Here is a 26611-nt window from a genome sequence, read left to right on the forward strand (position 1 = left end):
CCTCCGCGGCCCGATGCATAGGAAAGGACGAACATGCAGGTCACCGAAACCCTCAACGAAGGTCTCAAGCGCAGCTACAAGATGGTGCTGTCGGCGCAGGCTCTCGAAGACAAGGTCACCTCCAAGCTCAAGGAAGCGCAACCCGAGATCGAGCTCAAGGGGTTCCGCAAGGGCAAGGTGCCGTTGCCGCTTTTGAAAAAGCAGTTCGGCCAGCGGGTCCTCGGCGAGGCGATGCAGGAAAGCGTCGATGACGCGATGAAGGCGCATTTCGCCGAGAAGGGCGAGCGCCCGGCTTTTGAGCCCGACGTGAAAATGGCCAACGAACAGTGGAAAGAAGGCGACGACGTCGAGATCGAGATGACCTACGAGGCGCTGCCGGAAATCCCGGAGGTCGATCTCGGCACGCTCAAGCTCGAACGGATGGTCGTCAAGGCCGACGACGCGGCCGTGGACGAGGCCCTCAAGAACCTTGCCGAGAGCGCGCAGGACTTCAAGGACCGCAAGAAGGGCACCAAGGCCAAGGACGGTGACCAGGTGGTGGTCGATTTCGTCGGCAAGGTCGATGGCGAGCCGTTCGAGGGCGGCGCGGCGGAGGATTATCCGCTCACGCTCGGCTCGGGCAGCTTCATCCCCGGTTTCGAGGAGCAGCTCGTCGGCGTCAAGGTGGGCGAGGAGAAGGCCGTAACGGTGACCTTCCCCGAGGAGTACCAGGCCGAACACCTGGCGGGCAAGGAAGCGGTGTTCGACTGCACGGTAAAGGCCGTGAAGGAGCCCGTCGCCGCCGAGATCGACGACGAACTGGCGCAGAAATATGGCGCCGAGGACCTTGCCGGGCTCAAGCAGCAGATCGGCGAGCGGCTCGAGCAGGAGTATGCCGGCGCCGCGCGCGCGATCCTCAAGCGTAACGTGCTCGACGCGCTCGACGAGAAGGTGACCTTCGAGTTGCCGCCGACGATGGTCGAGACCGAGGCCAAGCAGATCGCGCACCAGCTCTGGCACGAGGAAAACTCCGAGCACGAGGGCCACGACCATCCCGATATCGAACCGACCGAGGAGCATACGAAGCTCGCTGAGCGGCGTGTGCGGCTCGGGCTCCTGCTGGCCGATCTGGGCCAGAAGGCCGAGGTCGAGGTGACCGATGCCGAGATGACGCAGGCCGTGATGAACCAGGCGCGCCAGTATCCCGGCCAGGAGCGGGAATTCTTCGAATTCGTGCAGAACAACCCGCAGATGCGCCAGCAGATGCGCGCACCGATCTTCGAAGACAAGGTGATCGACTACGTGGTCGAACTGGCCGAGGTCTCTGACAAGGAAGTGTCCAAGGAAGATCTCGAGAAGGCGATCGAAGAGATGAACGACGAGTAAGCCCTGCAGGGCAAAACCGTCGCCAAGCGATCAAAGGGCCGCCCCGGGGAGATTGGGGCGGCCCTCTTCGTTCGATCACCCGGCCCGGCGCCTGCGCCGGGCGGGCCAGGCCCGATGGGGGTCAGGCACCGACTTGCGAGTGAGAACGAATCTTGTCGGCGAGCGCCGCCTTGAGCTTCAGCGCGGCGATGCGTTCGTCAACGTTGCGTGCCGCGGCGATCTGCTCGTCGCAATAGGTCTCGAGCGCGGACTTGCGCGGTACGTGCGCAGCGATCGCGGGCAGGGCGAGCGCCTCGTCGTCGGTGAGGAATACCTCGCCCTCGATCCCCGCCACCTCGCGGATGCTTGCGGCCCGCTCTTCCGTGCAGTCAAGAAGCCCGGCCAGCGCCGCAACCTTGCCCATCTGCACGGTCTTGCCGACGTAGTCGTAGGGCGCGTTGCCCGAGCGTTTGAGCACCCGGTCCATCACCGGGTCGATCACCGTGACCACGTCGCTGATGCCCGAACGCATGGCGTATTCCACCGCGCCCAGCATCAACTCGGACGTGGCGTAGGTGACCGAGCCACGGGACCGCCCGCGCCCGAGCCGCTCTGTATCGACGCAAAAGCGCGTGGATTCCCACAGGGTCGCGCTGCGCAGCGGTGGCTCGCCATCGAGGATCGCGTGGAATACGTCCGACAGCATGTGCGGCCCTGTGGTTTGCAGCGCGCGCACGCACGCCACGACATTGCCTGCCTCGTCGAGGCCGATGACATAGGCTGGATCGAGCGCGTCGAACTGATCTTCCTCGCGCCCGTCTGTAATGGTCACGTCCCATCCCAGCCGCCCGGCAAAGACCCGGGCGCGCAATCGGAACATCTGGTCGAGAACCATCGGAAACTTGTGCTTGTTGAGTGCGTCAACGATCAGTATCATAGTGTTCATCCCCTTGAGTTTGCAGTATGAAAGTCGCGAACGTGAGTGACGCGGCTGCAGCCTTGAGATTAGGGGAAGCTGTGGGGAACGCTATTGGGGAAATCCCGTATGGAATCGCCTCAGCCGGGGTAGATGAGCCCCATCGAGATCGCGCGACCGACCGCTTGTGCCGTGGTGAGCGCGTATAGCTTGTGGCGCGCCGAGCGCAGGTGAACCTCGACCGTGCGGTGAGAAATCGTAAGGATATCAGCGATATCCTGCTGCGACTTACCCTCAGCCGTCCATTGCAGGATCTCGCGTTCGCGCATTGACATCGACGGGCCGCGCAACAGGCTCGAGAAACTGTCCGAACTAATCACAAGGTCGTGCACATGTACCGAAAGCGCCTGCCAGACGTGCAGGTTCTCTCGGCAAAGTGCCTTCCATTCCGTCTTGGAACCACCGCAGGTCAGGCTCAGCCCGCCGATGTCGCCATAGGGGCCACGCACCGGGATCGTGACGCCCTGGTCGGAGATGCCGAAATCATGGGCGGAGCGAAACACCGTGAGATAGTCGAGGTCGCGCTCCAGCCGCGACCAGTCCACCGGTGCGATCGAGCGGCGCGCGCTGTGCAGGGTTGGGTCGATGCGGTGAAAGCCCTGGGTGGCGTAATGCTCTTGCCAATCCTTGCCGTAGGTGACGTGGCCAATAACCGAGCGATTGATCGGGTTCATTCCGGCATAGGCGACGTGATCGACACCGAACCGGTCGCGTATTTCGCGAAGAAAGGCGTCGAAATCCTGCGCGGCATCGGGCAATTCGGCGAGGTCGATAAGCCCGGCCTGGTCGAATGCGTCACCCATCATGGTGCCTCCCGCCGCGGCGTGCGCCGCTTCTCAGAACCGTTCTCTCCCTGGAAACACGCCACCGCGTCAACCGTACCGGGCCATGACACATGATCGTGCCCCGCCCGAGGTAATCCCATGGTTGTGCCCTGCCAGGTAATGTCAAGTTAAAAGCGAGCACATACGAACATTTCCAACGCTAGCATGGGATGAAGGCGCGTGTCGAGCGATCCGCCAGAATGACAAACGCACCGCGCGGGCAGGCCGCGCGGTGCGTCTTAACGTCTGCGTGCCGGGTGGCCGATCAGGCGCTCTCGTCTTCCGAGGTGGCGGCTCCGGGGGCGTCGTCGTCCGAGGCGGCACCACCGATATCGTCGAACAGTTCCGCGATCTCGAAATCCGCCGCGGCCTCTTCCTCGGCGGCGGCGTCCTGGATCGTCCGCCCCGAGGCCTGAAGCTCGGCTTCCTCGGGCGAACGCGCCACGTTGAGCGTGATCGCCGCCATCACCTCGGGGTGGAGGTGAATCTCGACCTCGTGCAGGCCGAGCGTCTTGATCGGCTGGCGGATGATCGCCTGCTTGCGGTCGATGGAAAAGCCCTCGGCGATGGCGACATCGGCCACGTCACGGGTGCTGACCGAGCCGTAAAGGTTGCCGCCGTCCGAGGCCTGGCGAATCACGATGAAGCTCTGGCCGTCGAGCTTCTCGGAGAGCGACTCGGCTTCCTTGCGGGTCTCGAGGTTCTGCGCTTCGAGTTGCGCCTTGCGCTCCTCGAAATCGGCGATGTTGCGCTCGGACGCCGACAGCGCCTTGCCCTGCGGCAGCAGGTAGTTGCGTGCGAAGCCGGGTTTGACCTCGACGACATCGCCCATCTGGCCAAGCTTGGCGACGCGTTCCAGAAGGATCACTTGCATGGTCTCGCCTCCTTATTTCACGGCGTAGGGAAGAAGCGCGAGGAAGCGCGCGCGCTTGATCGCACGCGACAGCTCGCGCTGCTTCTTGGCCGACACGGCGGTGATGCGCGACGGCACGATCTTGCCGCGCTCGGAAATGTAGCGCTGAAGCAGGCGGGTATCCTTGTAGTCGATCTTCGGCGCGTTCTCGCCCGAGAAGGGGCAGACCTTGCGGCGGCGGAAAAACGGTTTCGTAGCCATTACTTATCGTCCTTTTCTCAGGTGGTGGATCAACGGCGCTCGCGGCGCTCGCCGCGTTCCTCGCGCTTTTGCATCTGCACCGACGGCCCTTCTTCGTGGGCATCGACCTTGATGGTCAGCACGCGCATCACGTCGTCGTGCAGACGCATCAGGCGCTCCATTTCCTGCACGGCAGCGGCCGGTGCGTCGGTCCTGAGATAGGCGTAGTGGCCCTTGCGGTTCTTGTTGATCTTGTAGGCCATCGTCTTGACGCCCCAGTACTCGCTTTCGAGGACTTTGCCCCCGTTATCGGCGAGAACGGTGCTGAAATGCTCGATGAGCCCCTCTGCCTGCGCGTTGGAAAGATCCTGGCGCGCGATCATCACATGCTCGTAAAGCGGCATGTCGTCTCCACTTCTGTCAAGGCGCATTTCATAGGGCGGGCGATACCCTTTCGCTGCCCGTCCACGAGAGTCTGCGCGGTCCATAACGTTTGCGAAAGGTTGGCGGCGTATACCGTGCTGCATCCGCGCCTGCAAGGGCGATCGCGCCGGATCCGGCCTTGGCCCCCGGGTTGCCCAATTCCGGGCACGATTGCCGCGCAGACTGCGCCTGTCGAGGAAAGGAGAGGATCATGGTTGCGCACTCCGATTTCGATCGCGATCTCACAGGTCCGCCCCTGCGCGGCGGCGATCCCGGCATTCCCGTTCATGACGGGGGGCGCGGCCTGGTGCGGATCGTGCTGCGTTTGGTGGGTGCGGGGCTCATCGCGGCCGCGCTTGGGCTCTGGGTGCTGCCGACGCATGGCCCCGATCCCGCTATGATGCTTATCAAGCTTTTGTTCTCGATCGGTCTTTTCTGGTCCGGGGCGCTCTGTCTCCACGCCGCGCGCCTGCCCGACAGACGCCCCGAGGTGCAGATCGACCGTACCGCGCGCGAGTTGCGTGTGCTGAGCCGGGGTCACGGCGGCGTGCATCACGTGTCGGTGCACCCGCTCGACGATCTGCCCGAACTGTCCCTGCGTGACGGGCTGTTGAGCGCGCGCGACCGCAGTGGGCGGCTCGTTGTGTCGCTCCATGTGGCGGGCAGGTACCGCGAACGGCTCCTGCGCGAGGCGCTCGCCGCCGCACGCTGACCGTTGGCGCGCCGCGGCGAGTGTTCGCCTGTCCACAGGGGTTGTTTGAAACTGTGCAATTGTTCTCTGCCGTGAATGATCCAATTTCCTGCGTATCGCTTGACGATTGCAGGATTGGAGTTTTTTGCAGATGAGACCGACCGTCTTCAGCACCGCCGCCGCGCTCGCGCTTGCCGCCTCCGTGGCCCATGCCGCGCCCGAGACCTATGACCTCGACCCCGCCCACAGCCAGGTCGTGTTCACCTACAACCACCTTGGCTTCTCGACGACCACGGGGATGTTTTCGGGTTTCGAGGGTGCAATCCAGTTCGACGAGGACGACCCGGCCAATTCCTCGGTCAGCGTTTCCATGCCGGTGATGTCGATGTTCACCGGCTGGGAAGCACGCGAGGAGCATTTCATGTCCGATGACTTCTTCGGTGCGGAGGCGGGCGACATGGTCACTTTCACTTCGACCGGTATCGAAGTGACGGGCGAGAACACCGCGATCATCACCGGTGATCTGACCATGAACGGTGTCACCAAGTCGGTTGATCTCGACACGGTGATGAATCAAAAGGCCAATGCCCACCCGATGGAGAACCGCCCCTGGGTCGGGTTCGACGCCACGACCACGCTCACGCGCACCGATTTCGGGCTCGGCAAGTTCGCGCCCTATGTCAGCGACGAGGTGCAGGTCGAGATCTCGCTCGAGGCGGGCAAGCCGGAATAACCCTTGCGCTCACCGCTCACACGAATGCCGGGCCGTCCGCATCGCGGGCGGCCCCTTTGCGTCTATCAGGTGCCGTAGGCACGACGCGCACCCGTCACCTCTGCCACTGCCTCGAGCAGGATATCGGCCACGGTATCGCAGTCCTGTCGTGTCAACCGCGCGGGCAGGCGCACGTCGCAGGCCCGCATCAGCATCGCCCGCGTGCGCGGCAGGTCGGGCGCGGGTCCGGGCAGAAAACCCCAGTTCCAGAAGGCGCGCGCGTTGTCCGTGCTCTGCCCGAACACCTGCACCTTGACACCGCGCGCAGCGGCATTCTCGGCAAAATCGCGGGCTTCCACGTCGCTCAGCCCGACGAGGTTGAACTGGATCGAATCGGGCGCACGCACCTCGCCGTCGAGCGGGGCAGGTACCGACAGGTGCGGCGACGAGTCGAGCCGCCCGGCCACGTGATCGTGGTTGGCGCGGCCCGCCTGAACGCGGCGCGGGACCTCGGGCAGTTGCGCGCGGATGATCGCCGCCGACAGGTTCGACAGGCGCAGGTTGTAGAGCGGCAGCCGGTTCTGCCAGCGGGCAAAGGCCGCGTCGAGCGCTTCATCGGTGCCGTCCATGTGCTTGGCCCAATTGTGTTCGTAGGCGCCCGACATGATCACCGCGCGCGCCACGAGGTCGGCATCGTCGGTGATCAGAATGCCGCCCTCGCCCGCGTTCACCAGCTTGTAGGACTGAAAGCTGAAACAGCCCACACGCCCTATCGTGCCGATCTTTCGCCCGCGCCACAGCGTGCCCAGCGAATGCGCCGCGTCCTCGATCACCGGCACGCCGCGCGCTTCTGCCAGCGCCATGATCGCGTCCATGTCGGAGGTGTGGCCGCGCATGTGGCTGACGATCACCGCCTCGACACCCTCGAGCCGCGCCTCGAAATCGGCGATGTCGATGCGGTAGTTCTCGCCCACCTCGCACAGCACCGGCACGCAATCGGCATGGACCACCGAGGAGGGCACGGCGGCAAAGGTGAAGCCGGGGATCAGCACCCTTGCCCCGCGCGGCAGCCCCAGCGCCTTCAGCGACAGGAACAGCGCCGCCGAGCACGACGACACGGCGAGCGCGTAGGATGTGCCCATCATCTCCGCGAATTCGCGCTCGAGCAGTGTCACTGGCGCGTTTCGCGGAGCGGTGTAGCGAAACAGGTCGCCGGAGAGGAGCAGCCGCTCGATCTCGGCGCGCGCGGCTTCGGGGATCGGCTCGGCGTCGTGGACATTCGGGGCTTGCGTCATGCGTTCGGCTTTCCTGAAAGTGACTTTCGGCTTTCCCGAACATATAGGCCCGAATTGTGACGGTTTGTCAAAGCCCGTCAGAGACCAAGCCGGTCGCGCAGCGCGAACCAGCTCATCGCCAGCACCAGGAGCGGGCTGCGCAGTGCCGTGCCGCCGGGAAAGGCGGGGCAGGGCACGCGCGTCATGCAGTCGAATCCATCCGATTGCCCGCGCACCGCCTCGGCCATCAGCCGCCCCGCGAGCGTCGCCATGCCCACCCCGTGGCCCGAATAGCCCGAGGCCGACAGGATATTGGGCGCAACCCGCGCCAGGCACGGCATCCGCTTCATGGTGATGGCCAGCGTCCCACCCCAGGCGTAGTCGAGCGGCACCTCCGCCAGATGCGGAAAGATCTCGAGCATGGGCCGCCGCACGGTGGCGCGGATGTCGCGCGGAAAGCGGTAGCCATAGCTCTCACCACCGCCAAACAGAAGCCGCTTGTCATGGCTGAGACGGAAATAGTTCACCACGAATTTCGTGTCCGCCACCGCCACGTCGCGGGTCAGCACGCGCGCGGCGTCCTCACCCAGCGGCTCGGTCGCGACGATGAAATTGTTGATCGGCATGACGCGCGCGGCCACCCGCCGCTCCAGCCCGCCGAGATAGCCGTTGCAGGCCAACACCACGTGATCCGCCTCGACATGGCCCGCATCGGTGGCCACGCGGGCCTTGGCCCCGCGCTGGATGTCGTGCACCTGCGCGCCCTCATGGATGCGCACCCCCGCCGCCTGCGCCGCCCGCGCCAGCCCCAGGGCAAAGGCCAGCGGGTGCAGATGCGCGGCGCCCATGTCCAGCGTGCCGCCGTGATAGGCGGGCGAGGGGCAGAGCGCGTGCATCGCTTCGCGGTCCAACGTCTCGATCTGCTCATAGCCGTAGCGCGCGGCGAGATCGGCGGCATAGGCGTGTTCCTCGTCCATCTCGCGCGGGGTGAAACAGGCGTGCGCCACGCCCGGCTTGAGATGACAGGCGATGCCGTGGCGCGCCACCAGCCCCTTGACGAGGTCCTTGGCCTCTTCACCCAGCCGCCACAGATGGCTCGCGTCATCCGCACCCACCAGCCGCTCCAGCACGGTCTGCTCCATCCGCTGCCCGCTGCCCAATTGTCCGCCATTGCGCCCGGACGCGCCAAAGCCCACGCGCTGCGCCTCGAGCAGCACCACGTCGTGCCCTGCCTCGGCCAGGTGCAGCGCCGCAGACAGCCCGGTATAGCCCGCGCCCACAACGCAGACATCGGCCCGCGCCGCGCCGCGCAGGGGCGGGAACGGCGGCAGCGGCTCGGTCGTGGCGGCGTACCAGCTTGGCGGATACTCCCCCCGCCGGTCGTTGGCATGGAGCAGGTTCATGGCTTCATCTCTCCCGAAATACTCTCCTTCCGCGCCCCGGGGCTCAGACGTTGAGCAGCAGGTGCTCGCGTTCCCACGGGCTGATGACTTGCAGGAATTCCTCGTACTCTGTGCGCTTCACGATGGCATAGACACGGGCAAACTCGGGCCCGAGGATGTCGTGCAGCGCCGTGGCCTCCTCGAAGAGGGTCAGCGCCTCGCCCATCACGTTGGGAATGTCGGACTCGCCGGAATAGGCATCGCCCTTGAACTGCTTGTCGGGCCACTCCTCGTTCAGGATGCCCAGCAGGCCGCAGGAAAGGCTCGCGGCGATGCCAAGATAGGGGTTGCAGTCCATCCCGGCCATCCGGTTCTCGACCCGCCGCGCGTCGGGCCCCGAGAGCGGCACGCGGATCCCGGTGGTGCGGTTGTCGCGGCCCCAGGCGAGGTTGATGGGGGCGGCGTGATCCTTGACGTAGCGGCGATAGGAATTGACGTAAGGTGCCAGCACCGCGATGGCCGAAGGCAGGTGTTTCTGCAAGCCGCCGATGAAGTGAAAGAACAGGTCGGTCTCACCGCCCTGCGGCCCGGCAAAGAGGTTGCGCCCGGTCTCTATATCGAGGATCGAGTGATGGACATGCATGGCGCTGCCCGGTTCGTCCTCGATCGGCTTGGCCATGAAGGTGGCAAAGCAGTCGTGCTTGAGTGCCGCCTCGCGAATCAACCGCTTGAAGTAGAACACCTCGTCTGCGAGCTTGATCGGATCGCCGTGCCGCAGGTTGATCTCGAGTTGCCCGGCACCGCCCTCCTGCGTGATGCCGTCGATCTCGAAGCCCTGCGCCTCGGCGAAATCGTAGATGTCGTCGATCACCGGGCCGAACTCATCCACCGCGGTCATCGAATAGGCCTGCCGTGCGGCGGCAGGGCGGCCGGAGCGACCCATCATCGGTTTGATCTCATGCGCGGGGTCGAGGTTGCGCGCCACGAGGAAGAATTCCATCTCGGGCGCGACCACGGGCTTCCAGCCGCGCGCGTGATACATCTCGACCACACGGCGCAGCACGTTGCGCGGGCTGAACGGGATCGGCGCGCCCTCGCGGTCAAACGCATCGTGGATCACCTGTATCGTCCAGTCCGCCGTCCACGGCGCGGCCGACGCGGTGGACATGTCGGGGCGCAGGATCATGTCGCGCTCGATAAAACCTTCGTCGCCCGCGGCTTCGCCCCAGTCGCCGGTGATGGTCTGGTAAAAGATCGAATCTGGCAGGTGGAAATAGTCCTGCCGGGCGAATTTCGTCGCCGGAACGGCCTTGCCGCGGGCGATGCCGGGCAGGTCCGAGATGATGCATTCAACTTCGTCTAGGCGGCGGTTCTCCAGATAGGCTTGCGCCGCCTCGGGAAGCCCTTTGACGAACTCTTTCAAATCAGCCATCTCAGCCGCCTTTCGTGAAAATGTCGGCGATGGTCTGCGCCATCGCGTCCGTGTCGGTCGGTGTGTCGAGCCGGGCGCGCGCATGATCGCGCAGCGGATCGGGAACCACGCCGATGGCGCGGTGCTCGATCAGACGGTCCATCATGGTGGCATTGAACTCGGGGTGCGGCTGAACGCTGAAGATGCGCGGACCGTATCGCAGCGCGGCGATGTCGCAGCCTTCGGCGCGGCCCACCACCTCCGAGCCCGGCGGGGCCGCGATTATCTGGTCCTGGTGCCAGGCGTTGAGGGTGTAGGGGCGGCCGTCGATCTCGTAGGTCGTGGCGCCCACGCGCCAGCCGTCGGGGTGCTTGACCACCTTGCCGCCCAGCGCCTGTGCGATCACCTGGTGGCCGAAGCACACACCGACCAGCGGCAGGTCCGCCGCGCGGATGTCGCGGATGAGTTGCTCCAGCGGGGGCAGCCAGGGATGATCCTCGTAGACGCCGTGTCTCGAGCCGGTGACGAGCCAGCCGTCGGCGGCGTGCGGTCCATCAGGGAATTCTTCATCGACCACGTTGTAAGGTTCGAAGTCGAATCCGTGCCCCTCCAGCAGCCGCGCGAACATGGCGTCGTAATCGCCCAGTTCACCCAGCACGATGTCGGGGGCGTGGCCGGTTTTCAGGATGCCGATCTTCATTTGGGTGTCCGTTGTTTGATCAAATCTTGGCGGTGGGCTTTCCCGAACCCTACACCGTTTCGAGATAGACCTTCCAGTGATCCTCTGCGGCCATCTGGTCGATGCGCGCGTGTTCCTGACGCTTGGTCATCACCAGGTTGGCGATCAGATCGGCGGGGAAGATGCGGGCGATCAGCGGATCGGCCTCGAACAGGTCGATGGCGCTCTGCCAGTCGGCGGCAAGCTGTGGCAGGTCCGCCTCGTAGGCGTTGCCGGTGATCGGGTCGGGGGGTGTCATCGCGTCGTCGATGCCGGTGATTGCAGCACCCAGTATGGCGGCAAAGGTCAGGTAGGGGTTGATGTCGCCACCCGCCACGCGGTGCTCGATCCGGCGTGCGGCGCCCGCGCCACCGGGGATGCGCAGCGCGGCGGTGCGGTTCTCATACCCCCAGCCCGCGCCGGTGGGCGCATGCGCGCCGGGCACGAGACGGGCGTAGCTGTTGGCGTGCGGGGCAAAGATCAGCGTCGAGGCGGGCATCGCCGCGAGGCACCCCGCCACCGCGCTGCGCAGCACATCGGTGCCGCGTGGCGTGCCGTCGTCGAACACGTTGTTTCCCTCGGCATCGAGCACCGAGAAATGCATGTGCATGCCGTTGCCGCTATCGGCGTCGAAGGGCTTGGCCATGAACGTGGCGACATAGCCGTGCCGTCGTGCAAGCCCGGTAATGAGGGTCTTGAACAGCCAGGTATCGTCGGCGGCGCGCAGCGCGGATTGGTGGTGGAGGGTTAATTCGAACTGTCCGATACCGGCCTCCGAGATCGCCGATTCCACCGGGATGCCCATCTCTGCCCCCGCCGAGTAAAGCGCCGAGAGGAATTCGTCGAACGCGTCCATCTGCCCCAGGCTGAGGATGCCGGGCGCCTTCATGCGCCGCCCGGAACGTGGATCGCGAATTGTTTTCAACGACTTGCCGGATGGATCGACCAGCGTGAACTCAAGCTCGGTGGCGGCGAACACCTCCCATCCGCGGGCGGCATAGCGCGCCAGAACAGCCGAGAGCGCGTGGCGCGGGTCGCCCGTGAAGGGCGTGCCGTCCTCGTAATGCATCACCATCGGCACCAGCGCCTGCGGCTCTTCCAACCAGGGCAGGGGCACGGCACCACGGTCGGTCGCGAATAGCCGCCCGTCAATGTCGCCGCTGTCGAAAACCAGCGGTGAGCCCTCGATATCGGCACCGAAAATATCGAGATTCAAGGCACTTAGTGGCATACGCAGGCTACCGTCGTCGAGCTTGTCGGCAAAGCTTGCGGGCAGGCGCTTGCCGCGCATCCTGCCGTTGAGGTCGCACGCGGCCACGCGGAAGGTCTGGAACTGTGAGAGGTCCATCGGGGAGGTCCTGATCGGGGTTTTGGCGAGCCTATCGCGGGGCAGGGGGCTTGCCAAGGATAATTTGATCAAAAAAATGCCAAGCGGCACCGGGGCGAACCTGTAGGTTCAAGAGGCGAACCGCAAGGTTCGTGCCGGGCAGCGCACGGGGAAGGTGTGAAGGGATTTGCGCAACGGAATAGGTGTGGAAATGTCATCCTCGGGCTTGACCCGAGGACCTCCCGGTCAAGAGATCCTCGGGTCAAGCCCGAGGACGACGTTAATGCAGCGAGCGCTGCCAGCGGTCCTCGAGCTTCTCGATGGCGGCGATGCGGTCTGCGGTCTTGGGGTGGCTCATCAGCCACGCGGGCATCGCGCCACCCGCGCCCGAGGTCAGCGCCTCGAGCTTCTGAAACAGCGATTTCTGCGGCTCGGTGCCGATCCCCGCCTTGGTCAGAAGTGCTGCGGCGTAGGCGTCGGCCTCGTGTTCGTCGCCGCGCGACAGCCGCGCGGCCAGAAGCGACATGATACCGTTGGCGATCCACACGCCAATGCCGGGCAGGAAACGCGACAGGATCATCGCCAGCGCCGTACGCAGGGCGTTCTGCCCGGAAAAGTCGATCATCCGCCGCCGCGCGTGGCCCAAGGCAACGTGACCAAGCTCGTGCGCGATCACGCTGGCCATCTCCTCGGCCGAGACCTCGCCGGTCTGGAACTTGCGGTAGAAGCCGCGGGTGATGAAGATGCGCCCGTCGGGGGCGGCGAGCCCGTTCACCGGGTCGATCTCGTAGAGATGCACGCGCACGCGCGGCAGGTCGAGCGCGCGGGCGAGGCGGTCGAACACCGACTTGAGCCGCGGGTCGGCCAACTCGGTCGAGCGCGCGTCGAGCTCGCGCGTGGTGCGCCAGACCGAGAAGCGATACATCGCGAGCGCGTAGAGAAGCGCCAGAAGGATCGGCGTGAATTTCAACATGACCCGAGATATGGGGCAGCGGGGCGCCGCTGGCAAGCGGCGGGACGGGCTGGACCGCGCGAGGGTGCTCGCGTAACGAGGGGCCACATCCCATCCAAGGAGCGTCTGCCATGAGCGTCCAGGTCTATATCTTTCTCGCGCTGGCGATCCTCGCCGAGACGGCGGGCACCACGGCGTTGCAGGCCAGCCAGCAATTCACCCGGCTGTGGCCGTCGGTGCTGGTGGTGGTCGCCTACGCGATCAGTTTCTACCTCCTTGCGCTGACGCTCAAATACATGCCGGTGGGCGTGGTCTATGCCATCTGGTCGGGGCTGGGCATCGTGTTCATCGCCGCCATCGGCTACGTGATCTTCGGGCAGAAGCTGGACGCGCCTGCGATGATCGGCACCGCGATGATTCTCGCCGGGATCGTGGTGATCCAGCTCTTCTCCAAGGTGGCGCCGCATTGACGGGTGGTTGTCGCGCTGCGGGCAGGAACGGTGGTCGGAGTGTGCCACGCATCGACCGGCAGCCGAGGCGTGCAAGCATGTCTTGATCCGCGCATTGACGCGAGTCCCCCGTGTCCCGCCAACGCCATAACGCCGATCCAGGAGTGACCGGGGTCGCTCGGCGGTCCTGAAAAGGGTGGAAATGCGCCGCTTGGGGCGCTATCCCGGCTTGCGTAACCGATGCGGAGGCGTGCGATGCGCGACACCATCACCGAGCGCTGCGCGGCCAGGGGGCTGAGGATGACCGGGCAGCGGCGCGTGATCGCCCGCGTGCTGGAGATTTCCGACGATCACCCCGATGTCGAGGAACTGCACGCCCGCGCTACCGCCCGGGACCCGAAGATCTCCATCGCCACGGTGTATCGCACGGTCAAGCTGCTGGAGGAGGCGGGTATCCTCGACAAGCTGGAGTTCGGCGACGGGCGCGCGCGCTACGAGGATGCCGAGCGCGCCCATCACGATCATCTCATCGACGTCAATTCCGGCGACGTGATCGAATTCGTCGATCCCGATATCGAGGCCCTGCAGGAGCGCATCGCCGAGAAGCTGGGCTATCGGCTTGTGGGGCACCGGCTGGAGCTTTACGGCGTGCCGCGCAAGGACAAGGAGTAGCGCGGAACATGGACCGGGTGATGCGGCTGGCGCTGGGCAGCGTGCTGGTGGGGCTTGCGGTGCTCTCGCTCAAGGTGGTGGCGTGGCGCGTGACCGGCTCGGTGGCGCTCATGTCCGATGCGCTCGAAAGCGTGGTCAACGTGGCCACCGCGCTGGCGGTGATCGCCGCCTTGCGGCTGGCGCGGCGTCCGGCGGATGCCAACCACCCGTTCGGCCATCACAAGGCCGAGTTCTTCGCCGCGGTGCTGGAAGGCGTGCTGATCGTGCTGGCGGCGGTGTTCATCCTGCGCGAGGCGTGGGCGGGCTTTGCCGCGCCGCGCGCGATCGACGCGCCGTGGCTGGGGCTGGCCGTCAATGCCGTGGCGGGGGTGATCAACGCGGCGTGGGCGTGGTTGCTCATCCGCGAGGGGCGGCGGCACCGCTCGCCCGCGCTGGCCGCCGACGGGCGGCACCTGATGACCGACGTGGTCTCGTCGGTGGGGGTGCTGGCGGGCGTGGCGCTGGCAGTGGCGACGGGGTGGTGGGTGCTCGACCCCGCGCTCGCGGTGCTGGTGGCGCTCAACATCCTGTGGTCGGGCTGGAGCGTGATCCGCGGCTCGCTGAGCGGGCTGATGGACGAGGCGGTGTCGGATGACGAGCTGGTGCGCATCCGCCGCATCATCGCCGAGAGCGCCGAGGGCGAAACCGCGCTGGAGGCGCATGACTTGCGCACGCGCCACGCCGGTCCGGTGACGTTCATCGAGTTTCACCTCGTCGTGCCGGGCGAGACCACGGTAGAGGCCGCCCACGCGCTGTGCGACCGGATCGAGGCGGCGCTGATGGGCGCGCTGCCCGATGCGCGGGTGACGATCCATGTCGAACCCGAGCACAAGGCCAAGCACAGCGGCATCGTCGTGTTGTCGTAGGCCAGTGGCTTTCGCCCCGTCGCGGGCTGTGCGAATAGGGGGTGATCGCCCCCGAGGAAAGGCCCCCGAGAATGGAAAACCTGCGCGGCAGCGTGCTGATGGTGCTGGCGATGGCCGGCTTCGCGCTGGAGGACATGTTCATCAAGCGGCTGGCCGGGGCCATGCCGGTGGGGCAGATCATCATGGTGCTGGGGCTGGGCGGCGCGGTGATATTCGCCGCGATCTGCCTGGGGCAGGGGCGGCGGCTGTTCTCGCGGGATTTGCTGGCGCGGCCGGTGATCCTGCGCAACACCGGAGAGATGGCGGGCACCATGTGTTTCGTCACCGCGATCGCGCTGACGCCCTTGTCGTCGGCCTCGGCGATTCTTCAGGCGACGCCGCTCGCCGTCACGCTGGGTGCGGCGCTGTTCCTGGGCGAGCCGGTGGGCTGGCGGCGGTGGTCGGCGATCCTGGTGGGGTTCGCGGGCGTGCTGATGGTGGTGCGCCCGGGGCTCGAAGGTTTTGCGCCCGCCTCGCTCTTTGCCGTGGGGGCGGTGGTCGGGCTGGCGGTGCGGGACCTGGCAACGCGGGCGGTGCCGGCGGCGATCTCGTCGATGCAGCTCTCGGCCTATGCCTTTGCCACGCTGGTGCCGACGGGCGCGATCCTTCTGGCGTTCGGGGACGGGCCGGTGGCGCCGGGGGGCGTGCAGATGCGTGACCTCGGGCTGGCACTGGCCTGCGGCGTGGGGGCCTATTACGCCATCGTCGCGGCAATGCGGGTGGGCGAGGTGGCGGTGGTGACACCGTTTCGCTACACGCGGCTGGTGTTCGCGCTGGGGATCGGGATGCTGGTCTTTGCCGAGCGGCCCGATACGTGGACGCTCACCGGCGCGGCGGTGATCGTGGCCTCGGGGCTCTACACTCTGATGCGCGAGGCACGGATGGGGCGGCGGCGATAGGGGAGAGGCCTAGCCCGAAGCGACAGTCTGCGTGTTCCGCGCGGGGTATCGCGCCGTACCTCTCCCCCACCCCTCAGAACGGCATCGGGTGCGCCCTGTGCGTCGCGTCGAGATCGGCCAGCACCTCGTCGCCCAGCGTCACGTCCGCCGCGCCCAGCGCCCGGTCGAGCTGATCCATGCGCGTCGCGCCGAAGATCGCCGAACACATGAATGGCCGCGTCAGGCACCACGCCAGCGCCATCTGCACCGGGTCGAGCCCGTGCTTGCGCGCCACCTCCAGGTAGGCATCCACGGCGGCAAAGGCGCGCGGCACGCGGCGCCCGCCGAGATCGGTGTTGATCGTCATCCGCGATCCTGCGGGCAGCGCGCCGTCCTGGTACTTGCCCGTCAGCATCCCCGCCGCCAGCGGCGAGAACGCCAGCAGGCCGACATCCTCGTTGACGCTCAGCTCCGCCAGGTCGGTGTCATAGAGGCGGCACATCAGCGAATACTCGTTCTGGATCGAGGCCACGCGGGGCCCGCGCCCCGCCTCGGCCAGCCGCAGCCATTGCGCCGTGCCCCACGCGCTCTCGTTCGACAGGCCAAAGGCGCGGATGCGGCCCTTGTCGACCTCGCGTTGCAAGGCTTCCAGCGCCTCTTCCATGTGGGCGAGCGTCGCGGCGCGGTCCTGCCCCGAGGGATCGAAGCTCCAGTTCTGGCGGAACATGTAGCTGCCCCGGTTGGGCCAGTGGAATTGATAGAGGTCGATGTAATCGGTGCGCAGCCGCCGCAGCGACCCCTCCACCGCCTCGGGTATGGTCGCCGCCGAGATCGGCGCGCCGTCGCGGGCGTGCGAAAAACCCGCGCCGGAATGCTTGGTGGCCAGCACCACCTCATCCCGCCGCCCCGTCCGTGCGACCCAGTCGCCGATAATCTCCTCGGTGCGGCCAGTGGTTTCGGCTCGGACGGGCGCGGTGGGATACATCTCGGCAGTGTCGATGAAATTCACGCCCCGGTCCAGCGCCCGGTCGATCTGCGCGTGGCCCTCTTCGGCGGTGTTCTGCGCGCCCCAGGTCATCGAGCCGAGGCACAGCGCGCTCACCTCGATGCCGGTGCGGCCCAGCGGTCTTTTGTGCATGTCGGATGGTCCTGTCCCGTTTCGCGCGGAGCCTATGGGCGCGGCCCCGCGATGGCAAGCGCCGCTCAGATGGCCACGCGCTTCCTGCCCACCCGCACCTCCGGCGTGGCCCCCAGCGCCCCGGCCAGCGCCTTGAAGCGCGCCTGCGCCACCTCGCCGAACAGCGCCGAGGCGTCCGAGGCGAGATCGAGCTTCAGCACCTTGCGCCGCGGGTGCCAGCGCATCCGCGCGATATCGGTCTCGTCGGTCAGCCACAGCATCGCCGCCAGCCGCAGGGCGCGCCCGAGGATCTCGGCCTCGTTGCGGTCGCGCTCGGAAATCAGCTCTTCCAGCGTGTCGAACCGCGTGCCCGCGCGCTTGTTGGAATAGCGGTGCAACAGCGCCAGCCCGAGAAACACCCGCTCGGAATGCTTCAGCCCGCCGAGATTGGCGCGGGTGGCGTTGTCGAAACAATCCTCGGCGCGGTAGTCGGGATGGGCGCGCCAGCTCACGTCGTGCAGCAGGCAGGCCGCCTTGACCAGCCGCAGCCGCTCGGGCCGTGCGGATTTGTAGAGCGGCGCGATGAAGCGATAGATCACCTGGCCAAAACCGGGCAGGCGCGCGTCCTTGGCCTCGGAAAAGCGGCATGCCTCGATCAGCGGGTCGCGCACGCGCAGCGATTCCGGCATCTGTTCATAGAGCAGCCCCTCGCGGATACCGTAGCTCGACACCGCGATGTCATGCGGGCGAAAGCTGCGCACCACCTCGCGCAGCACCTCGGCGGCAAAGGGCACCAGCGCGATGCGCGCCGCCGACACGCCCGATTGCGCGCGCAACGCGTCCGCGTCGTGCTTGGCGATATGCTTGATGGTGGCGCGCAGGTCGGCGGCGGTCATGCGGTATTCGTGCAGAACGTGCAGCGGATAGCCGCGCCGCGCCATGTCGACGCGGGCGATCGCGCGCCACGAGCCCCCCACCAGGAACAGCCGGTTCTTCTGTTCACCGAGCCCGTCACGCAGCCGCTCTACCGTTTCGCGGATCAGCGCCTTGCGCGCCTTCTTGCCACCCTTGAGATCGCGCAGCTTGAGCGGACCGAGCTTGGCACTGACGCAGCGCCCAACGCGGCCGCCGTCGATCTCGCCCAGTTCCATCGACGAGCCGCCCATGTCGCACACGAGGCCATAGGCCCCAGGCCAGCCCAGCAGCACCCCTTGCGCCGAGAGCCGTGCCTCTTCGGGGCCGTCGATGACAAAGAGCCGGATGCCTGTCTCGCGCTCCACCTCGGCGACGAAGTCGGGGCCATCCTCGGCCTCGCGCACCGCCGCCGTCGCCACCGCGTTGAGCGGGCCGGTGCCCAGCCCGTCGGCCACATGCGCGAAACGCCTGAGCGCGTCGAGCGCGCGCGCGCGCCCTTGCGGATCCAGCCGCCCGGTCTCGGCCATGCCCGCGCCGAGGCCGCACATCACCTTCTCGTTGAAGAAATAGGCCGGGCTGCGCGCGGCGCCGTCGAACACCACGAGGCGCACCGAGTTGGAACCCACGTCCACCACACCCACGCGGGACAGCGCGCGCGCCTCGGGGCTGTCGAAGAGCGGACGCCCGAAGGGGCGGTCGCTGTGCGCTGCGGGATCGTTCACGCCGTCCATCGTCTGTCTTGCCGGTCCCTGACGTGTCTAGGCCGCGGGCGCGCGCGGGTCAATCGTCGGTGTGGGTGAGGGTGGGCACGTCCGACGCCCCCGCCGAGCCGCGCCCCGACAGCGACGGGTTCTCCATGAAGAAGCGGTGACAGTTGAACGCGAATTCCCCCTCGGGGGTCGGTTCGCGCACGAAGCTGCCATCGGGCGCCATGACCCAGCTTTGCGCCACGTCGGCCATGTTGGCGGCCATGATCTGGCTGACGATCTGCGCCTTGACGGTGGGATTGGTGGTTTCCACCAGTGTCTCGACCCGGCGGTTGAGGTTGCGGCCCATCCAGTCGGCGGAAGAGATGAACACCCGTGCCTTCTTTGACGGCAGCCCGGCGCCGTTGCCGAAACAGACGATGCGCGAATGCTCGAGAAACCGCCCGATGATGGATTTGACGCGGATATTCGACGACAGCCCCGCGATGCCGGGCCTGAGCCCGCAGATGCCGCGCACCACGAGGTCGATCTTCACCCCCGCCTCCGACGCGGCATAAAGCGCGTCGATCACGTCCGGCTCGATCAGCGAGTTCATCTTGGCCCAGATTGCCGCCGGCTTGCCCGCGCGGGCGTGCTCGGCCTCGCGCCCGATCATGTCGAGCAGCCTGGGCTTGAGCGACTTGGGCGAGATCGAGATGTTCTCAAGCCCCTCCGGCTCGGCATAGCCCGACAGGTAGTTGAACACCTTGGTCGCGTCCCGCCCCAGCTTGGCGTCGCAGGTGAAAAAGCTCAGATCGGTATAGATGCGCGCGGTGATCGGGTGGTAATTGCCGGTGCCGTAATGGGTATAGGTCACGAGGGTGTCGCCCTCGCGCCGCACCACGGTGGAAATCTTGGCGTGGGTCTTCCAGTCGACGAAGCCGTAGACGACATGCGCGCCCGACCGCTCCAGCCGCCGCGATTGCCGGATATTGGCGGCCTCGTCGAACCGCGCCTTGAGCTCCACCAGCGCGGTGACGGATTTGCCCTCCTCGGCGGCCTCGCACAGCGCCTCGACGATGGGCGAGTTGCGCGAGGTGCGGTAGAGCGTCTGCTTGATGGCGAGCACGTCGGGGTCGCGCGCCGCCTGTTGCAGGAACCGCACCACCATGTCGAATGTCTCGTAGGGGTGGTGCAACAGCATGTCCTTCTGCCGGATCGCGGCGAACATGTCGCCACCGTGATCCTGCACCCGCTCGGGCACGCGCGGCGTGAACGGCGGCCAGAGCAGGTCGTGCCGCGCATCGAGCACCAGTTCTTTCAGATCGGCGAGCCCGATCATGCCATCCAGTTCCACCACCTCGTCGGGGATGACGTGCAGCTCCTGCATGATGACCTCGCGCAGCGCCTCGGGTGCGCCCGAGGTGATCTTCATCCGCACCACCTCGCCGCGGCGGCGGCGCTTCAGCGCCACCTCGAACTCGCGCACCAGGTCTTCGGCCTCTTCCTCGACCTCGAGATCGCTGTCGCGCAACACGCGGAATGCGCAATGCCCCTTGTAGCGGTAGCCGGGGAACAGGCTGTCGAGATGCAACAGCAGCAATTCCTCCAGCGGCAGGAACCGGTGCGCCCCCTCGGGTGCGGGCAGCGCCACGAACCGGTCGATCTGCTGCGGGATCGGCAGCAGCGCCTGAAGCGGGCGCTTGTCCGAGATGCGCGACATCTGCAACGCCAGCACGTAGCCGAGATTGGGAATGAACGGGAACGGGTGCGCCGGGTCGATGGCCAGCGGCGACAGCACCGGAAACACCCGGTGCAGGAACATCTCGGCCAGGTACTCGCGGTCCGTGTCGTCGAGCACGTCATGGGTGAGGATCGAGATGCGCTCGCCCTCCATCTCCGTGCGCAGCGTCTCGAACGCCTGTTGCTGCGCTTGCAGCAGCCTGCGGGCGTTCTCGTTGATCAGCACGAGCTGCTCGGCAGGCGTCAGCCCGTCGGCGGCGGGCGTGGTGCTGCCCGCCTTGGCCAATTCACGCAGGCCCGCCACGCGCACGTTGTAGAACTCGTCCAGGTTGGTGGCCGAGATCGACAGGAAGCGCAGACGCTCCAGCAGCGGCACGCGCGGGTTTTCCGCCTCTTCCAGAACCCGCCAGTTGAACCCGAGCCAGCTCAGCTCGCGGTTAAAGAACCGGCCCGGCCCGGCAATGTCCAGCCCCTCGGGTGTGACCGGTTCGGGGGCGGGGTTCCTGAGAAAATCAGCCTGAGTCATGCGGGCCTTATGGTGGCGGAGTGTAACACTCGGGTGACGGATGATGGCGTCAGTGACCGCGATTGTCCAGCACCTCGGCGGCGAGCTGCCGCGTGATCGCCCGCCCCGTGGCCAGCGCCCGCGCGTCGATCGCGGCGACGGTGGCGCGGGCCGCGTCGAACGTGCGCTCGATGCGCCGGGCGAGGTAGGGCACGCAATCGGGCGCGGGGGCAAGCTGCCGGTCGGCAAAGAGCTTGGCCAGCACCGCCGCCAGCAGCGCGTCGTCGGGCGGCCCCAGCCGCGCGAGCAGCATGGCCTCCATCCGGCTCGCCAGGTCGGGCAGGGCAAGGCCCCAGTGCCGCGGCGGCGCGGCCGCGCTGACCAGCAGCGCGTGACCCTCCGCCAGCACCAGGTTGTGCAGGTGAAACAGCGCCGCCTCGGCCTCCGCGTGCCCGGCGATGCCATCGGCATCCTCCACCGCCACCGGCCCGGCGGCCAGCGCGTCGATATCGGCGCCGCCCAGGTCACCCGCGGCCACGATCGGCGCGCCCGTCAGCGCCGCCCAGACATGCACCAGGTGCGTCTTGCCCGCGCCGCGCGGCCCGGCCAGTACCAGTTTGCGCGCCGGCCAGTCGCGCCAGCCCTCGATCAGCGCCACCGCCTGCGCGTTGGCCGGCGAGACGAAGAAATCCTCGCGCCCCAGCGCCGTGCGCGCGGGCAGGTCAAAGACCAGTTGCCGGGATGTCATCCGTTGCCCCTATCCTCGTCGGGCCCGTCCAGCCCGCGATAGAGCCGGCTTTTCTGGTACTCCGCCACGGCGAACCGCGCGATCACCCCCAGCGCGGCGGCCACCGGCACCGCCACCAGCATGCCGACGAAGCCAAACAGCGTGCCGAAGGCCGACAGCGCAAAGATCAGCCACACCGGGTGCAGCCCCACCGACGAGCCGACAAGGCGCGGGGTCAGCAGGTTGCCCTCGATCACCTGCCCGGCGACGAAGATGGCGGCCACCAGCCCGATGCTCAGCCAGTCGCCCCAGAACTGGAACAGCGCCAGTCCCAGCGCCAGCGTGCCGCCAAAGATCGCGCCGACATAAGGAATGAACGTCACCAGCCCCGCCGCCGCTCCGACGACGAGGCCGAATTGCAGCCCCACCAGCATCAGTGCCACCGCGTAATAGGTGCCGAGGATCACGGAGACCGTGCCCATGCCCCGCACGAAACTCGCCAGCGTGGCGTCGATCTCGCACGCCAGCCGCCGGATGATCGGCGCGTGATCGCGCGGCAGCAGGTGGTCGATCCGCTCCACCATGTGATCCCAGTCATAGAGCAGGTAGACGGCGACCACCGGTGCCACCACCAGCAGCACCACCACGTTGACCAGCGACGCGGCCGAGCTGAGCGCGGTCTGCAACAGTTCCCCGCCGCGCTCGCGCACCGTCTCGCCCAGCGATTGCAGCGCCTGCTGCAGCGTCGAGTCCGGCTCGTAGAGCGATGGCAGGTGCTTGCCGAGAAAGCCCTGCAAATCGCGCGCAAGCTGCGGCGCGGTGTCGAAGAGGGCGATCGCCTGCGCCACGATCGACGGGATGATGAGCAGCGCCACGATCACCAGCACCAGCATCGCCACCGCGGTGATCGTCGCCACCGCGAGGATGCGGCTCATCCCCAGCCGCTCCAGCCGGTCGGCGACGGGGTCGAGGAAATACGCCACCGCCGCGCCCAGCACGAAGGGCAGCATCACGTCGCCCAGGAACCACAGCACCACGAACACCGCGATGGCCGCGATGCCCCAGTACTTGATCTGATCCCGGACCGGCAGGGCCATCGGCGTTCCTTCGGCTGCGTGTGCGCAACATCGCTTGTGACGCCGGGGGTTTCAAGAGCGCTCGGCGCGTCATCCCCCCGTCATCCTCGGGCTCGACCCGAGGACCTCTCGTACCCAGCGCCTCCGTCATCCTCGGGCTTGATCCGAGGACCTCATTCCTCAATCGCACCCCCATGCAAAGCCCCGCAAACCGCGCCCCGACGGCGGACCGACCACGCCGATCCCCGCCGCCCTCAACCCGCCATCCGTTAACGTCGCGTCGCCCCACCGCCCGCCGGGCCCCGCGAACCGTGCGGTTCGTGCGCTGAACCTGCAGGTTCGGGGGTACCGGGGCGGCGCGCGCGGCGTCTTGCCCCGCTTCGGCTTCTCGCCTAGAACCGCCGCGACATTCGCCCCCAAGCCACGAGGCCCGCCCATGCGTCTGAGCCGCTATTTCCTGCCCGTCCTCAAGGAGACGCCCGCCGAGGCGCAGATCGCCAGCCACCGGCTGATGCTGCGCGCCGGCATGATCAAGCAGGCGACGGCAGGTATCTATTCGTGGCTGCCTCTGGGCTTCAAGGTCTTGAGAAAGATCGAGAATATCGTTCATGAGGAACAGGCGCGGGCGGGTCACAACCCGATCCAGATGCCGATCCTGCAATCGGCTGACCTGTGGCGCGAGAGCGGCCGCTACGACGATTACGGCGCGGAAATGCTGCGCATGAAGGACCGGCACGGGCGCGACCTGCTCTATACCCCCACGGCCGAGGAACTGGTCACCGACATTTTCCGTTCCCACGTAGGCAGTTACAAGGACCTGCCCCTGACCCTCTACCAGATCCAGTGGAAATTCCGCGACGAGGTCCGCCCCCGGTTCGGCGTCATGCGCGGCCGCGAGTTCCTGATGAAGGACGGCTACAACTTTGATTTAACTAAAGAAGATGCGCTGCACGCCTATAACCGCCATCTCGTGAGCTACCTGCGCACCTACGAGCGGATGGGCCTTCAGGCGATCCCGATGCGCGCGGATTCCGGCCCCATTGGCGGCGACGACACCCACGAATTCCTCGTGCTGGCCGAAACCGGCGAGTCCGAGGTGTTCTACGACAGCGCCATCACCGACCTGAAATTCGGCGACCGCGAGATCGACTATGACGATCCCGCGCAGTGCCGCGCGGTGCTTGAGGAATTCACCTCGCGCTATGCCCGCACCGACGAGACCCATGACGAGGCGCTGTTCAACGAGATCCCCGAGGACCGCCGCCGCGTCGCCCGTGGCATCGAGGTGGGACAGATTTTCTATTTCGGAACAAAGTATTCCGAGCCAATGGGCGCCACCGTGCAGGGCCCCGACGGCAAACCCGTGCCGGTGCACATGGGCAGCCACGGCATCGGTGTGAGCCGCCTCGTGGGCGCGATCATCGAGGCGAGCCATGACGAGCGGGGCATCATCTGGCCCGAGGGCGTCACCCCCTTCCACGCGGGTATCGTCAACCTCAAGCAGGGCGACGCCGAGGCCGATGCCGCCTGCGAGGCGCTCTATGCCGCGATGACGGCGCGCGGGCTCGAGCCGCTCTACGACGATCGCGACGAGCGCGCGGGCGGCAAGTTTGCCACGATGGACCTGATCGGCCTGCCGTGGCGGATCACCGTGGGGCCGCGGGGGCTCAAGAACGGCGTGGTCGAACTCACCTCGCGACGCACCGGCGAGAGCGAGGAACTGCCGCCCGAGGACGCGGTGAAACGGCTCGCCGATATCTATGCAGGGCACGTGCTGCGCCCATGCTTCTGAGCGGCGCTTTGCCCCTTGACCTTGGCAGGCAAATTGCGCAAATCAGCGCCCACCGGGGCCGTAGCTCAGTTGGGAGAGCGCGTCGTTCGCAATGACGAGGTCAGGGGTTCGATTCCCCTCGGCTCCACCATCTCTTGCTTGATCTTTGAGATGTTCGCCAAGAGCTTGAACGGACGGGCGATATTACCAGTTCGGAAAGCGCCTCCAGCGAACGCTGCGAGGGCTTTGACCCGACTTCGATCCCGGCATGATACTGGCATCTGACGTTGGTCCACATGCGCGGGTTTGGAACGAGCGGCCGGCAACATTCTCCAGAATACCGCGTCGGCTATCCATTCATTCGGCCATCACAAGACGAAGGCGTAAAGCACCACCCAGATCGACAGGGCGATGCCGCAGCTTAGCGTATAGACACCGTTCCACACCCATCCGACACGCAGCGCGCTGATGCCGGCGAAGGATCCGATCAACAGCGTCGTCGCGGTGAACGGCGAACTGGCCCCGCTCAGCGCCCAGCCGGCTGCCAGTGCCACGACGATGGCGGGCGGAGCCACGCCGAGACTGTCCGCCCCGGGGATGAGCGGCGCGATCAGCGTCACGGCCAGGATCGGGTTCATCCCGACCTGCCCGGCCAGCGGGATGAGCCAGACAAAGCTTACGAGGATGACCCACGGGGGCAGCACCGAAAGGTCGAGCCCGGCACGCTGCATCAAGGGCCCCAGCAGGGCCGAGCCGACGGTGCCGATATACCCCGCCATCATCAGCAGTGTGAGTTCGCCGCGATACCCCGGCAGTTCCTTGATCACGTAATCACCGACCCGCGTCGCCACCGACCGGACGGGCGCATGTGCCCAGTGCTGGATCAGCATCCAGACAAGCGCGATCACCGGCACGATAACCACCACCAGCCCGACGATCCGCACGTCCGTGACGGCAGACAGGGTGATGACGCTGACCACCAGGACCCCGAGCAGTGCGACCATTGGCAACATGGAGGCCCAGGAGCCACTCGGCTCGGGGCGTCGAGGCGTTACGCTCAGCCTTGGCTTGAACGCGGTATCCAGCCCCCAGCCGACCCCGGCCAGAAGCGCGGACGAAACCAGCCCCGGGACCATCGCCTGTGACCAGCTTGCCCCTGGCACGACGCTAACCGAGATCGCCATCGCAAAGGAAAGGGGCGACCATGGAAGCGTCGACACGAAGGCCCGTTGAATGGCCAGGAGCATCCGCCGGATACGGTGCCCGCGCACCTCTGCGTTTGGCTCGGATCCGGCATTTGCGAGCGCCAAGGCGCCCAAGAGCTGGATGGCACCGTAATTGAGGAGCAACGCGAATCCCTGACCGCCCACGGTCAGCGCGGCATAGCGCCGACCCGGCCGCTGGCCCGAGAGAAACCGGCCCGCCGCCTGCACCGCGGGCGAGGTCTGTGCGACATTGCGCAGGGTCGAGAGCGCCGAGAAGAAGGCCGCAATGAACGCCGCCGAACCCAGCCCGTCCAGAACCGTGCCCTGCCAATCCGCCGTGCTGACCGCCAGCGCCAGCGTCAGGCCGAGCGCCACCGCGACAAACGCCTTGCGCGAAAACCGCACCTGCGCCGCGAAGATGCAGGCGACCATCACCACAAGCACAGGTTTCGCGGGCGCCATCCACGCCGCGACATGCCATTCGTGAAAGATGACAAGACAGGTGATCGCGATCAGCAGGAGACCGGTTAGAAGGTCGATCTTCTCTCGATTTCCATTGGTCATTTCCGAAATCGTCCCACAAGTTGCCAGACACTTGTGCCTGCTGCGCTGTCAGGCGGCAATACGCATGGGCAATCGCAGAGGTCGCGCCATCGCACGATGATATCCGCGAAGAGGATCGCAGTTGCTTGTTCCATGTCGTGTTGATGTTGACCTATTCTGTTCGGAGGTTGGAGCATTCGGGTCATCCGGAGCGGCCAGCGTCGCCCCCTTCAATTTCAAATTTCAGGCTGCG

The 26611-nt window shown here is 66.5% G+C and carries 25 protein-coding genes and 1 tRNA gene; 9 read left to right on the forward strand and 17 right to left on the reverse strand.

Translation table 11 applies throughout. The features are described 5' to 3' along the window. Positions 1–33: 33 nt before the first annotated feature. Positions 34–1365 carry a trigger factor gene (gene tig, locus CRJ03_RS02740; RefSeq protein ID WP_104017377.1) on the forward strand — a complete coding sequence of 444 codons (1332 nt, stop codon included), beginning with the start codon at positions 34–36 and terminating at the stop codon, positions 1363–1365. Between the two features lie 121 nt (positions 1366–1486). Here the strand turns inward: tig and CRJ03_RS02745 are convergent, their stop codons facing one another. The 5 genes from CRJ03_RS02745 to rpsF all read right to left on the reverse strand — a co-directional run bounded on the left by CRJ03_RS02745 (position 1487) and on the right by rpsF (position 4641). Continuing rightward, positions 1487–2281 carry an acyl-homoserine-lactone synthase gene (locus CRJ03_RS02745; protein WP_104017378.1) on the reverse strand — a complete coding sequence of 265 codons (795 nt, stop codon included), beginning with the start codon at positions 2279–2281 and terminating at the stop codon, positions 1487–1489. Between the two features lie 119 nt (positions 2282–2400). Further along, positions 2401–3123, reverse strand: coding sequence for an autoinducer binding domain-containing protein (locus CRJ03_RS02750; RefSeq protein WP_104017424.1), 723 nt, complete (start codon positions 3121–3123; stop codon positions 2401–2403). A 286-nt stretch (positions 3124–3409) separates the two neighbouring features. Beyond that, on the reverse strand, positions 3410–4018 hold the full coding sequence (gene rplI, locus CRJ03_RS02755; RefSeq protein WP_104017379.1) for a 50S ribosomal protein L9: 609 nt from the start codon (positions 4016–4018) through the stop codon (positions 3410–3412). A 12-nt stretch (positions 4019–4030) separates the two neighbouring features. Further along, positions 4031–4258, reverse strand: coding sequence for a 30S ribosomal protein S18 (gene rpsR / locus CRJ03_RS02760; RefSeq protein WP_104017380.1), 228 nt, complete (start codon positions 4256–4258; stop codon positions 4031–4033). 29 nt (positions 4259–4287) lie between these two features. Continuing rightward, a complete protein-coding gene (gene rpsF, locus CRJ03_RS02765; RefSeq protein WP_104017381.1) occupies positions 4288–4641 on the reverse strand; it encodes a 30S ribosomal protein S6 in 354 nt (117 codons plus the stop codon). A 230-nt stretch (positions 4642–4871) separates the two neighbouring features. Here rpsF and CRJ03_RS02770 point away from each other — a divergent pair, with 230 nt between their 5' ends. Then, a complete protein-coding gene (locus tag CRJ03_RS02770) occupies positions 4872–5372 on the forward strand; it encodes a hypothetical protein (RefSeq protein ID WP_104017382.1) in 501 nt (166 codons plus the stop codon). 130 nt (positions 5373–5502) lie between these two features. Then, positions 5503–6084 carry a YceI family protein gene (locus CRJ03_RS02775; RefSeq protein ID WP_104017383.1) on the forward strand — a complete coding sequence of 194 codons (582 nt, stop codon included), beginning with the start codon at positions 5503–5505 and terminating at the stop codon, positions 6082–6084. A 65-nt stretch (positions 6085–6149) separates the two neighbouring features. Here the strand turns inward: CRJ03_RS02775 and CRJ03_RS02780 are convergent, their stop codons facing one another. From CRJ03_RS02780 to CRJ03_RS02805, 6 genes are all read right to left on the reverse strand, one after another. Further along, entirely contained in the window at positions 6150–7358 is a 1209-nt protein-coding gene (locus CRJ03_RS02780) for a DegT/DnrJ/EryC1/StrS family aminotransferase (RefSeq protein ID WP_104017384.1), read from the reverse strand. A 77-nt stretch (positions 7359–7435) separates the two neighbouring features. Then, positions 7436–8740, reverse strand: a complete 1305-nt coding sequence (locus CRJ03_RS02785) for an NAD(P)/FAD-dependent oxidoreductase (protein ID WP_104017385.1) — start codon at positions 8738–8740, stop codon at positions 7436–7438. Positions 8741–8783: 43 nt separating this feature from the next. Beyond that, on the reverse strand, positions 8784–10151 hold the full coding sequence (locus tag CRJ03_RS02790; protein WP_104017386.1) for a glutamine synthetase family protein: 1368 nt from the start codon (positions 10149–10151) through the stop codon (positions 8784–8786). A gap of 1 nt (position 10152) precedes the next feature. After that, on the reverse strand, positions 10153–10830 hold the full coding sequence (locus CRJ03_RS02795) for a type 1 glutamine amidotransferase (protein WP_104017387.1): 678 nt from the start codon (positions 10828–10830) through the stop codon (positions 10153–10155). 49 nt (positions 10831–10879) lie between these two features. Then, the gene (locus CRJ03_RS02800) at positions 10880–12196 is read right to left on the reverse strand and encodes a glutamine synthetase family protein (protein WP_104017388.1); all 1317 of its coding nucleotides are present in this window, start codon (positions 12194–12196) and stop codon (positions 10880–10882) included. Positions 12197–12455: 259 nt separating this feature from the next. Beyond that, positions 12456–13148, reverse strand: a complete 693-nt coding sequence (locus CRJ03_RS02805) for a M48 family metallopeptidase (RefSeq protein WP_104017389.1) — start codon at positions 13146–13148, stop codon at positions 12456–12458. Between the two features lie 110 nt (positions 13149–13258). Here CRJ03_RS02805 and CRJ03_RS02810 point away from each other — a divergent pair, with 110 nt between their 5' ends. From CRJ03_RS02810 to CRJ03_RS02825, 4 genes are all read left to right on the forward strand, one after another. Then, on the forward strand, positions 13259–13597 hold the full coding sequence (locus tag CRJ03_RS02810; RefSeq protein ID WP_338066327.1) for an SMR family transporter: 339 nt from the start codon (positions 13259–13261) through the stop codon (positions 13595–13597). Between the two features lie 234 nt (positions 13598–13831). Then, positions 13832–14248 (forward strand): Fur family transcriptional regulator, encoded by a 417-nt coding sequence (locus tag CRJ03_RS02815; protein ID WP_104017391.1) that lies wholly within the window; start codon positions 13832–13834, stop codon positions 14246–14248. Positions 14249–14256: 8 nt separating this feature from the next. Further along, positions 14257–15153, forward strand: a complete 897-nt coding sequence (locus CRJ03_RS02820) for a cation diffusion facilitator family transporter (RefSeq protein WP_104017392.1) — start codon at positions 14257–14259, stop codon at positions 15151–15153. Positions 15154–15224: 71 nt separating this feature from the next. Next, entirely contained in the window at positions 15225–16091 is an 867-nt protein-coding gene (locus tag CRJ03_RS02825; protein WP_104017393.1) for a DMT family transporter, read from the forward strand. Between the two features lie 73 nt (positions 16092–16164). On the opposite strand, the gene CRJ03_RS02830 is transcribed toward CRJ03_RS02825, so the two are convergent. The 5 genes from CRJ03_RS02830 to CRJ03_RS02850 all read right to left on the reverse strand — a co-directional run bounded on the left by CRJ03_RS02830 (position 16165) and on the right by CRJ03_RS02850 (position 22860). Beyond that, entirely contained in the window at positions 16165–17208 is a 1044-nt protein-coding gene (locus tag CRJ03_RS02830; RefSeq protein WP_104017394.1) for an aldo/keto reductase, read from the reverse strand. A 65-nt stretch (positions 17209–17273) separates the two neighbouring features. Continuing rightward, positions 17274–18833, reverse strand: a complete 1560-nt coding sequence (locus CRJ03_RS02835; protein WP_104017395.1) for a Ppx/GppA family phosphatase — start codon at positions 18831–18833, stop codon at positions 17274–17276. A gap of 49 nt (positions 18834–18882) precedes the next feature. Then, complete coding sequence (locus tag CRJ03_RS02840; protein ID WP_104017396.1) at positions 18883–21057, reverse strand: RNA degradosome polyphosphate kinase; 2175 nt, start codon at positions 21055–21057, stop codon at positions 18883–18885. Positions 21058–21106: 49 nt separating this feature from the next. After that, positions 21107–21784, reverse strand: coding sequence for a P-loop NTPase family protein (locus tag CRJ03_RS02845; protein ID WP_104017397.1), 678 nt, complete (start codon positions 21782–21784; stop codon positions 21107–21109). Continuing rightward, complete coding sequence (locus CRJ03_RS02850) at positions 21781–22860, reverse strand: AI-2E family transporter (protein ID WP_104017398.1); 1080 nt, start codon at positions 22858–22860, stop codon at positions 21781–21783. Before CRJ03_RS02850 ends, CRJ03_RS02845 begins: the two co-directional genes overlap by 4 nt. Before the next feature lie 415 nt (positions 22861–23275). Here CRJ03_RS02850 and proS point away from each other — a divergent pair, with 415 nt between their 5' ends. Beyond that, entirely contained in the window at positions 23276–24631 is a 1356-nt protein-coding gene (gene proS, locus CRJ03_RS02855; protein ID WP_104017399.1) for a proline--tRNA ligase, read from the forward strand. Between the two features lie 54 nt (positions 24632–24685). Then, positions 24686–24761 (forward strand) — tRNA-Ala (locus CRJ03_RS02860). A 217-nt stretch (positions 24762–24978) separates the two neighbouring features. Here the strand turns inward: CRJ03_RS02860 and CRJ03_RS02865 are convergent. After that, positions 24979–26379: a hypothetical protein gene (locus CRJ03_RS02865; protein ID WP_104017400.1), complete on the reverse strand. Its 1401-nt coding sequence runs from the start codon at positions 26377–26379 to the stop codon at positions 24979–24981. Positions 26380–26611 lie beyond the last annotated feature (232 nt).

Origin of the sequence: Roseovarius nitratireducens (genome assembly GCF_002925845.1) — a bacterium.
Classification (GTDB): domain Bacteria; phylum Pseudomonadota; class Alphaproteobacteria; order Rhodobacterales; family Rhodobacteraceae; genus Roseovarius; species Roseovarius nitratireducens.

Excerpts from the sequence above, each read along its gene's own strand:
- tig (WP_104017377.1), top strand. The coding sequence starts at position 34 with ATGCAGGTCACCGAAACCCTCAACGAAGGTCTCAAGCGCAGCTACAAG.
- CRJ03_RS02745 (WP_104017378.1), bottom strand. The coding sequence starts at position 2,281 with ATGATACTGATCGTTGACGCACTCAACAAGCACAAGTTTCCGATGGTT.
- CRJ03_RS02750 (WP_104017424.1), bottom strand. The coding sequence starts at position 3,123 with ATGGGTGACGCATTCGACCAGGCCGGGCTTATCGACCTCGCCGAATTG.
- rplI (WP_104017379.1), bottom strand. The coding sequence starts at position 4,018 with ATGCAAGTGATCCTTCTGGAACGCGTCGCCAAGCTTGGCCAGATGGGC.
- rpsR (WP_104017380.1), bottom strand. The coding sequence starts at position 4,258 with ATGGCTACGAAACCGTTTTTCCGCCGCCGCAAGGTCTGCCCCTTCTCG.
- rpsF (WP_104017381.1), bottom strand. The coding sequence starts at position 4,641 with ATGCCGCTTTACGAGCATGTGATGATCGCGCGCCAGGATCTTTCCAAC.
- CRJ03_RS02770 (WP_104017382.1), top strand. The coding sequence starts at position 4,872 with ATGGTTGCGCACTCCGATTTCGATCGCGATCTCACAGGTCCGCCCCTG.
- CRJ03_RS02775 (WP_104017383.1), top strand. The coding sequence starts at position 5,503 with ATGAGACCGACCGTCTTCAGCACCGCCGCCGCGCTCGCGCTTGCCGCC.
- CRJ03_RS02780 (WP_104017384.1), bottom strand. The coding sequence starts at position 7,358 with ATGACGCAAGCCCCGAATGTCCACGACGCCGAGCCGATCCCCGAAGCC.
- CRJ03_RS02785 (WP_104017385.1), bottom strand. The coding sequence starts at position 8,740 with ATGAACCTGCTCCATGCCAACGACCGGCGGGGGGAGTATCCGCCAAGC.
- CRJ03_RS02790 (WP_104017386.1), bottom strand. The coding sequence starts at position 10,151 with ATGGCTGATTTGAAAGAGTTCGTCAAAGGGCTTCCCGAGGCGGCGCAA.
- CRJ03_RS02795 (WP_104017387.1), bottom strand. The coding sequence starts at position 10,830 with ATGAAGATCGGCATCCTGAAAACCGGCCACGCCCCCGACATCGTGCTG.
- CRJ03_RS02800 (WP_104017388.1), bottom strand. The coding sequence starts at position 12,196 with ATGGACCTCTCACAGTTCCAGACCTTCCGCGTGGCCGCGTGCGACCTC.
- CRJ03_RS02805 (WP_104017389.1), bottom strand. The coding sequence starts at position 13,148 with ATGTTGAAATTCACGCCGATCCTTCTGGCGCTTCTCTACGCGCTCGCG.
- CRJ03_RS02810 (WP_338066327.1), top strand. The coding sequence starts at position 13,259 with ATGAGCGTCCAGGTCTATATCTTTCTCGCGCTGGCGATCCTCGCCGAG.
- CRJ03_RS02815 (WP_104017391.1), top strand. The coding sequence starts at position 13,832 with ATGCGCGACACCATCACCGAGCGCTGCGCGGCCAGGGGGCTGAGGATG.
- CRJ03_RS02820 (WP_104017392.1), top strand. The coding sequence starts at position 14,257 with ATGGACCGGGTGATGCGGCTGGCGCTGGGCAGCGTGCTGGTGGGGCTT.
- CRJ03_RS02825 (WP_104017393.1), top strand. The coding sequence starts at position 15,225 with ATGGAAAACCTGCGCGGCAGCGTGCTGATGGTGCTGGCGATGGCCGGC.
- CRJ03_RS02830 (WP_104017394.1), bottom strand. The coding sequence starts at position 17,208 with ATGCACAAAAGACCGCTGGGCCGCACCGGCATCGAGGTGAGCGCGCTG.
- CRJ03_RS02835 (WP_104017395.1), bottom strand. The coding sequence starts at position 18,833 with ATGGACGGCGTGAACGATCCCGCAGCGCACAGCGACCGCCCCTTCGGG.
- CRJ03_RS02840 (WP_104017396.1), bottom strand. The coding sequence starts at position 21,057 with ATGACTCAGGCTGATTTTCTCAGGAACCCCGCCCCCGAACCGGTCACA.
- CRJ03_RS02845 (WP_104017397.1), bottom strand. The coding sequence starts at position 21,784 with ATGACATCCCGGCAACTGGTCTTTGACCTGCCCGCGCGCACGGCGCTG.
- CRJ03_RS02850 (WP_104017398.1), bottom strand. The coding sequence starts at position 22,860 with ATGGCCCTGCCGGTCCGGGATCAGATCAAGTACTGGGGCATCGCGGCC.
- proS (WP_104017399.1), top strand. The coding sequence starts at position 23,276 with ATGCGTCTGAGCCGCTATTTCCTGCCCGTCCTCAAGGAGACGCCCGCC.
- CRJ03_RS02865 (WP_104017400.1), bottom strand. The coding sequence starts at position 26,379 with ATGACCAATGGAAATCGAGAGAAGATCGACCTTCTAACCGGTCTCCTG.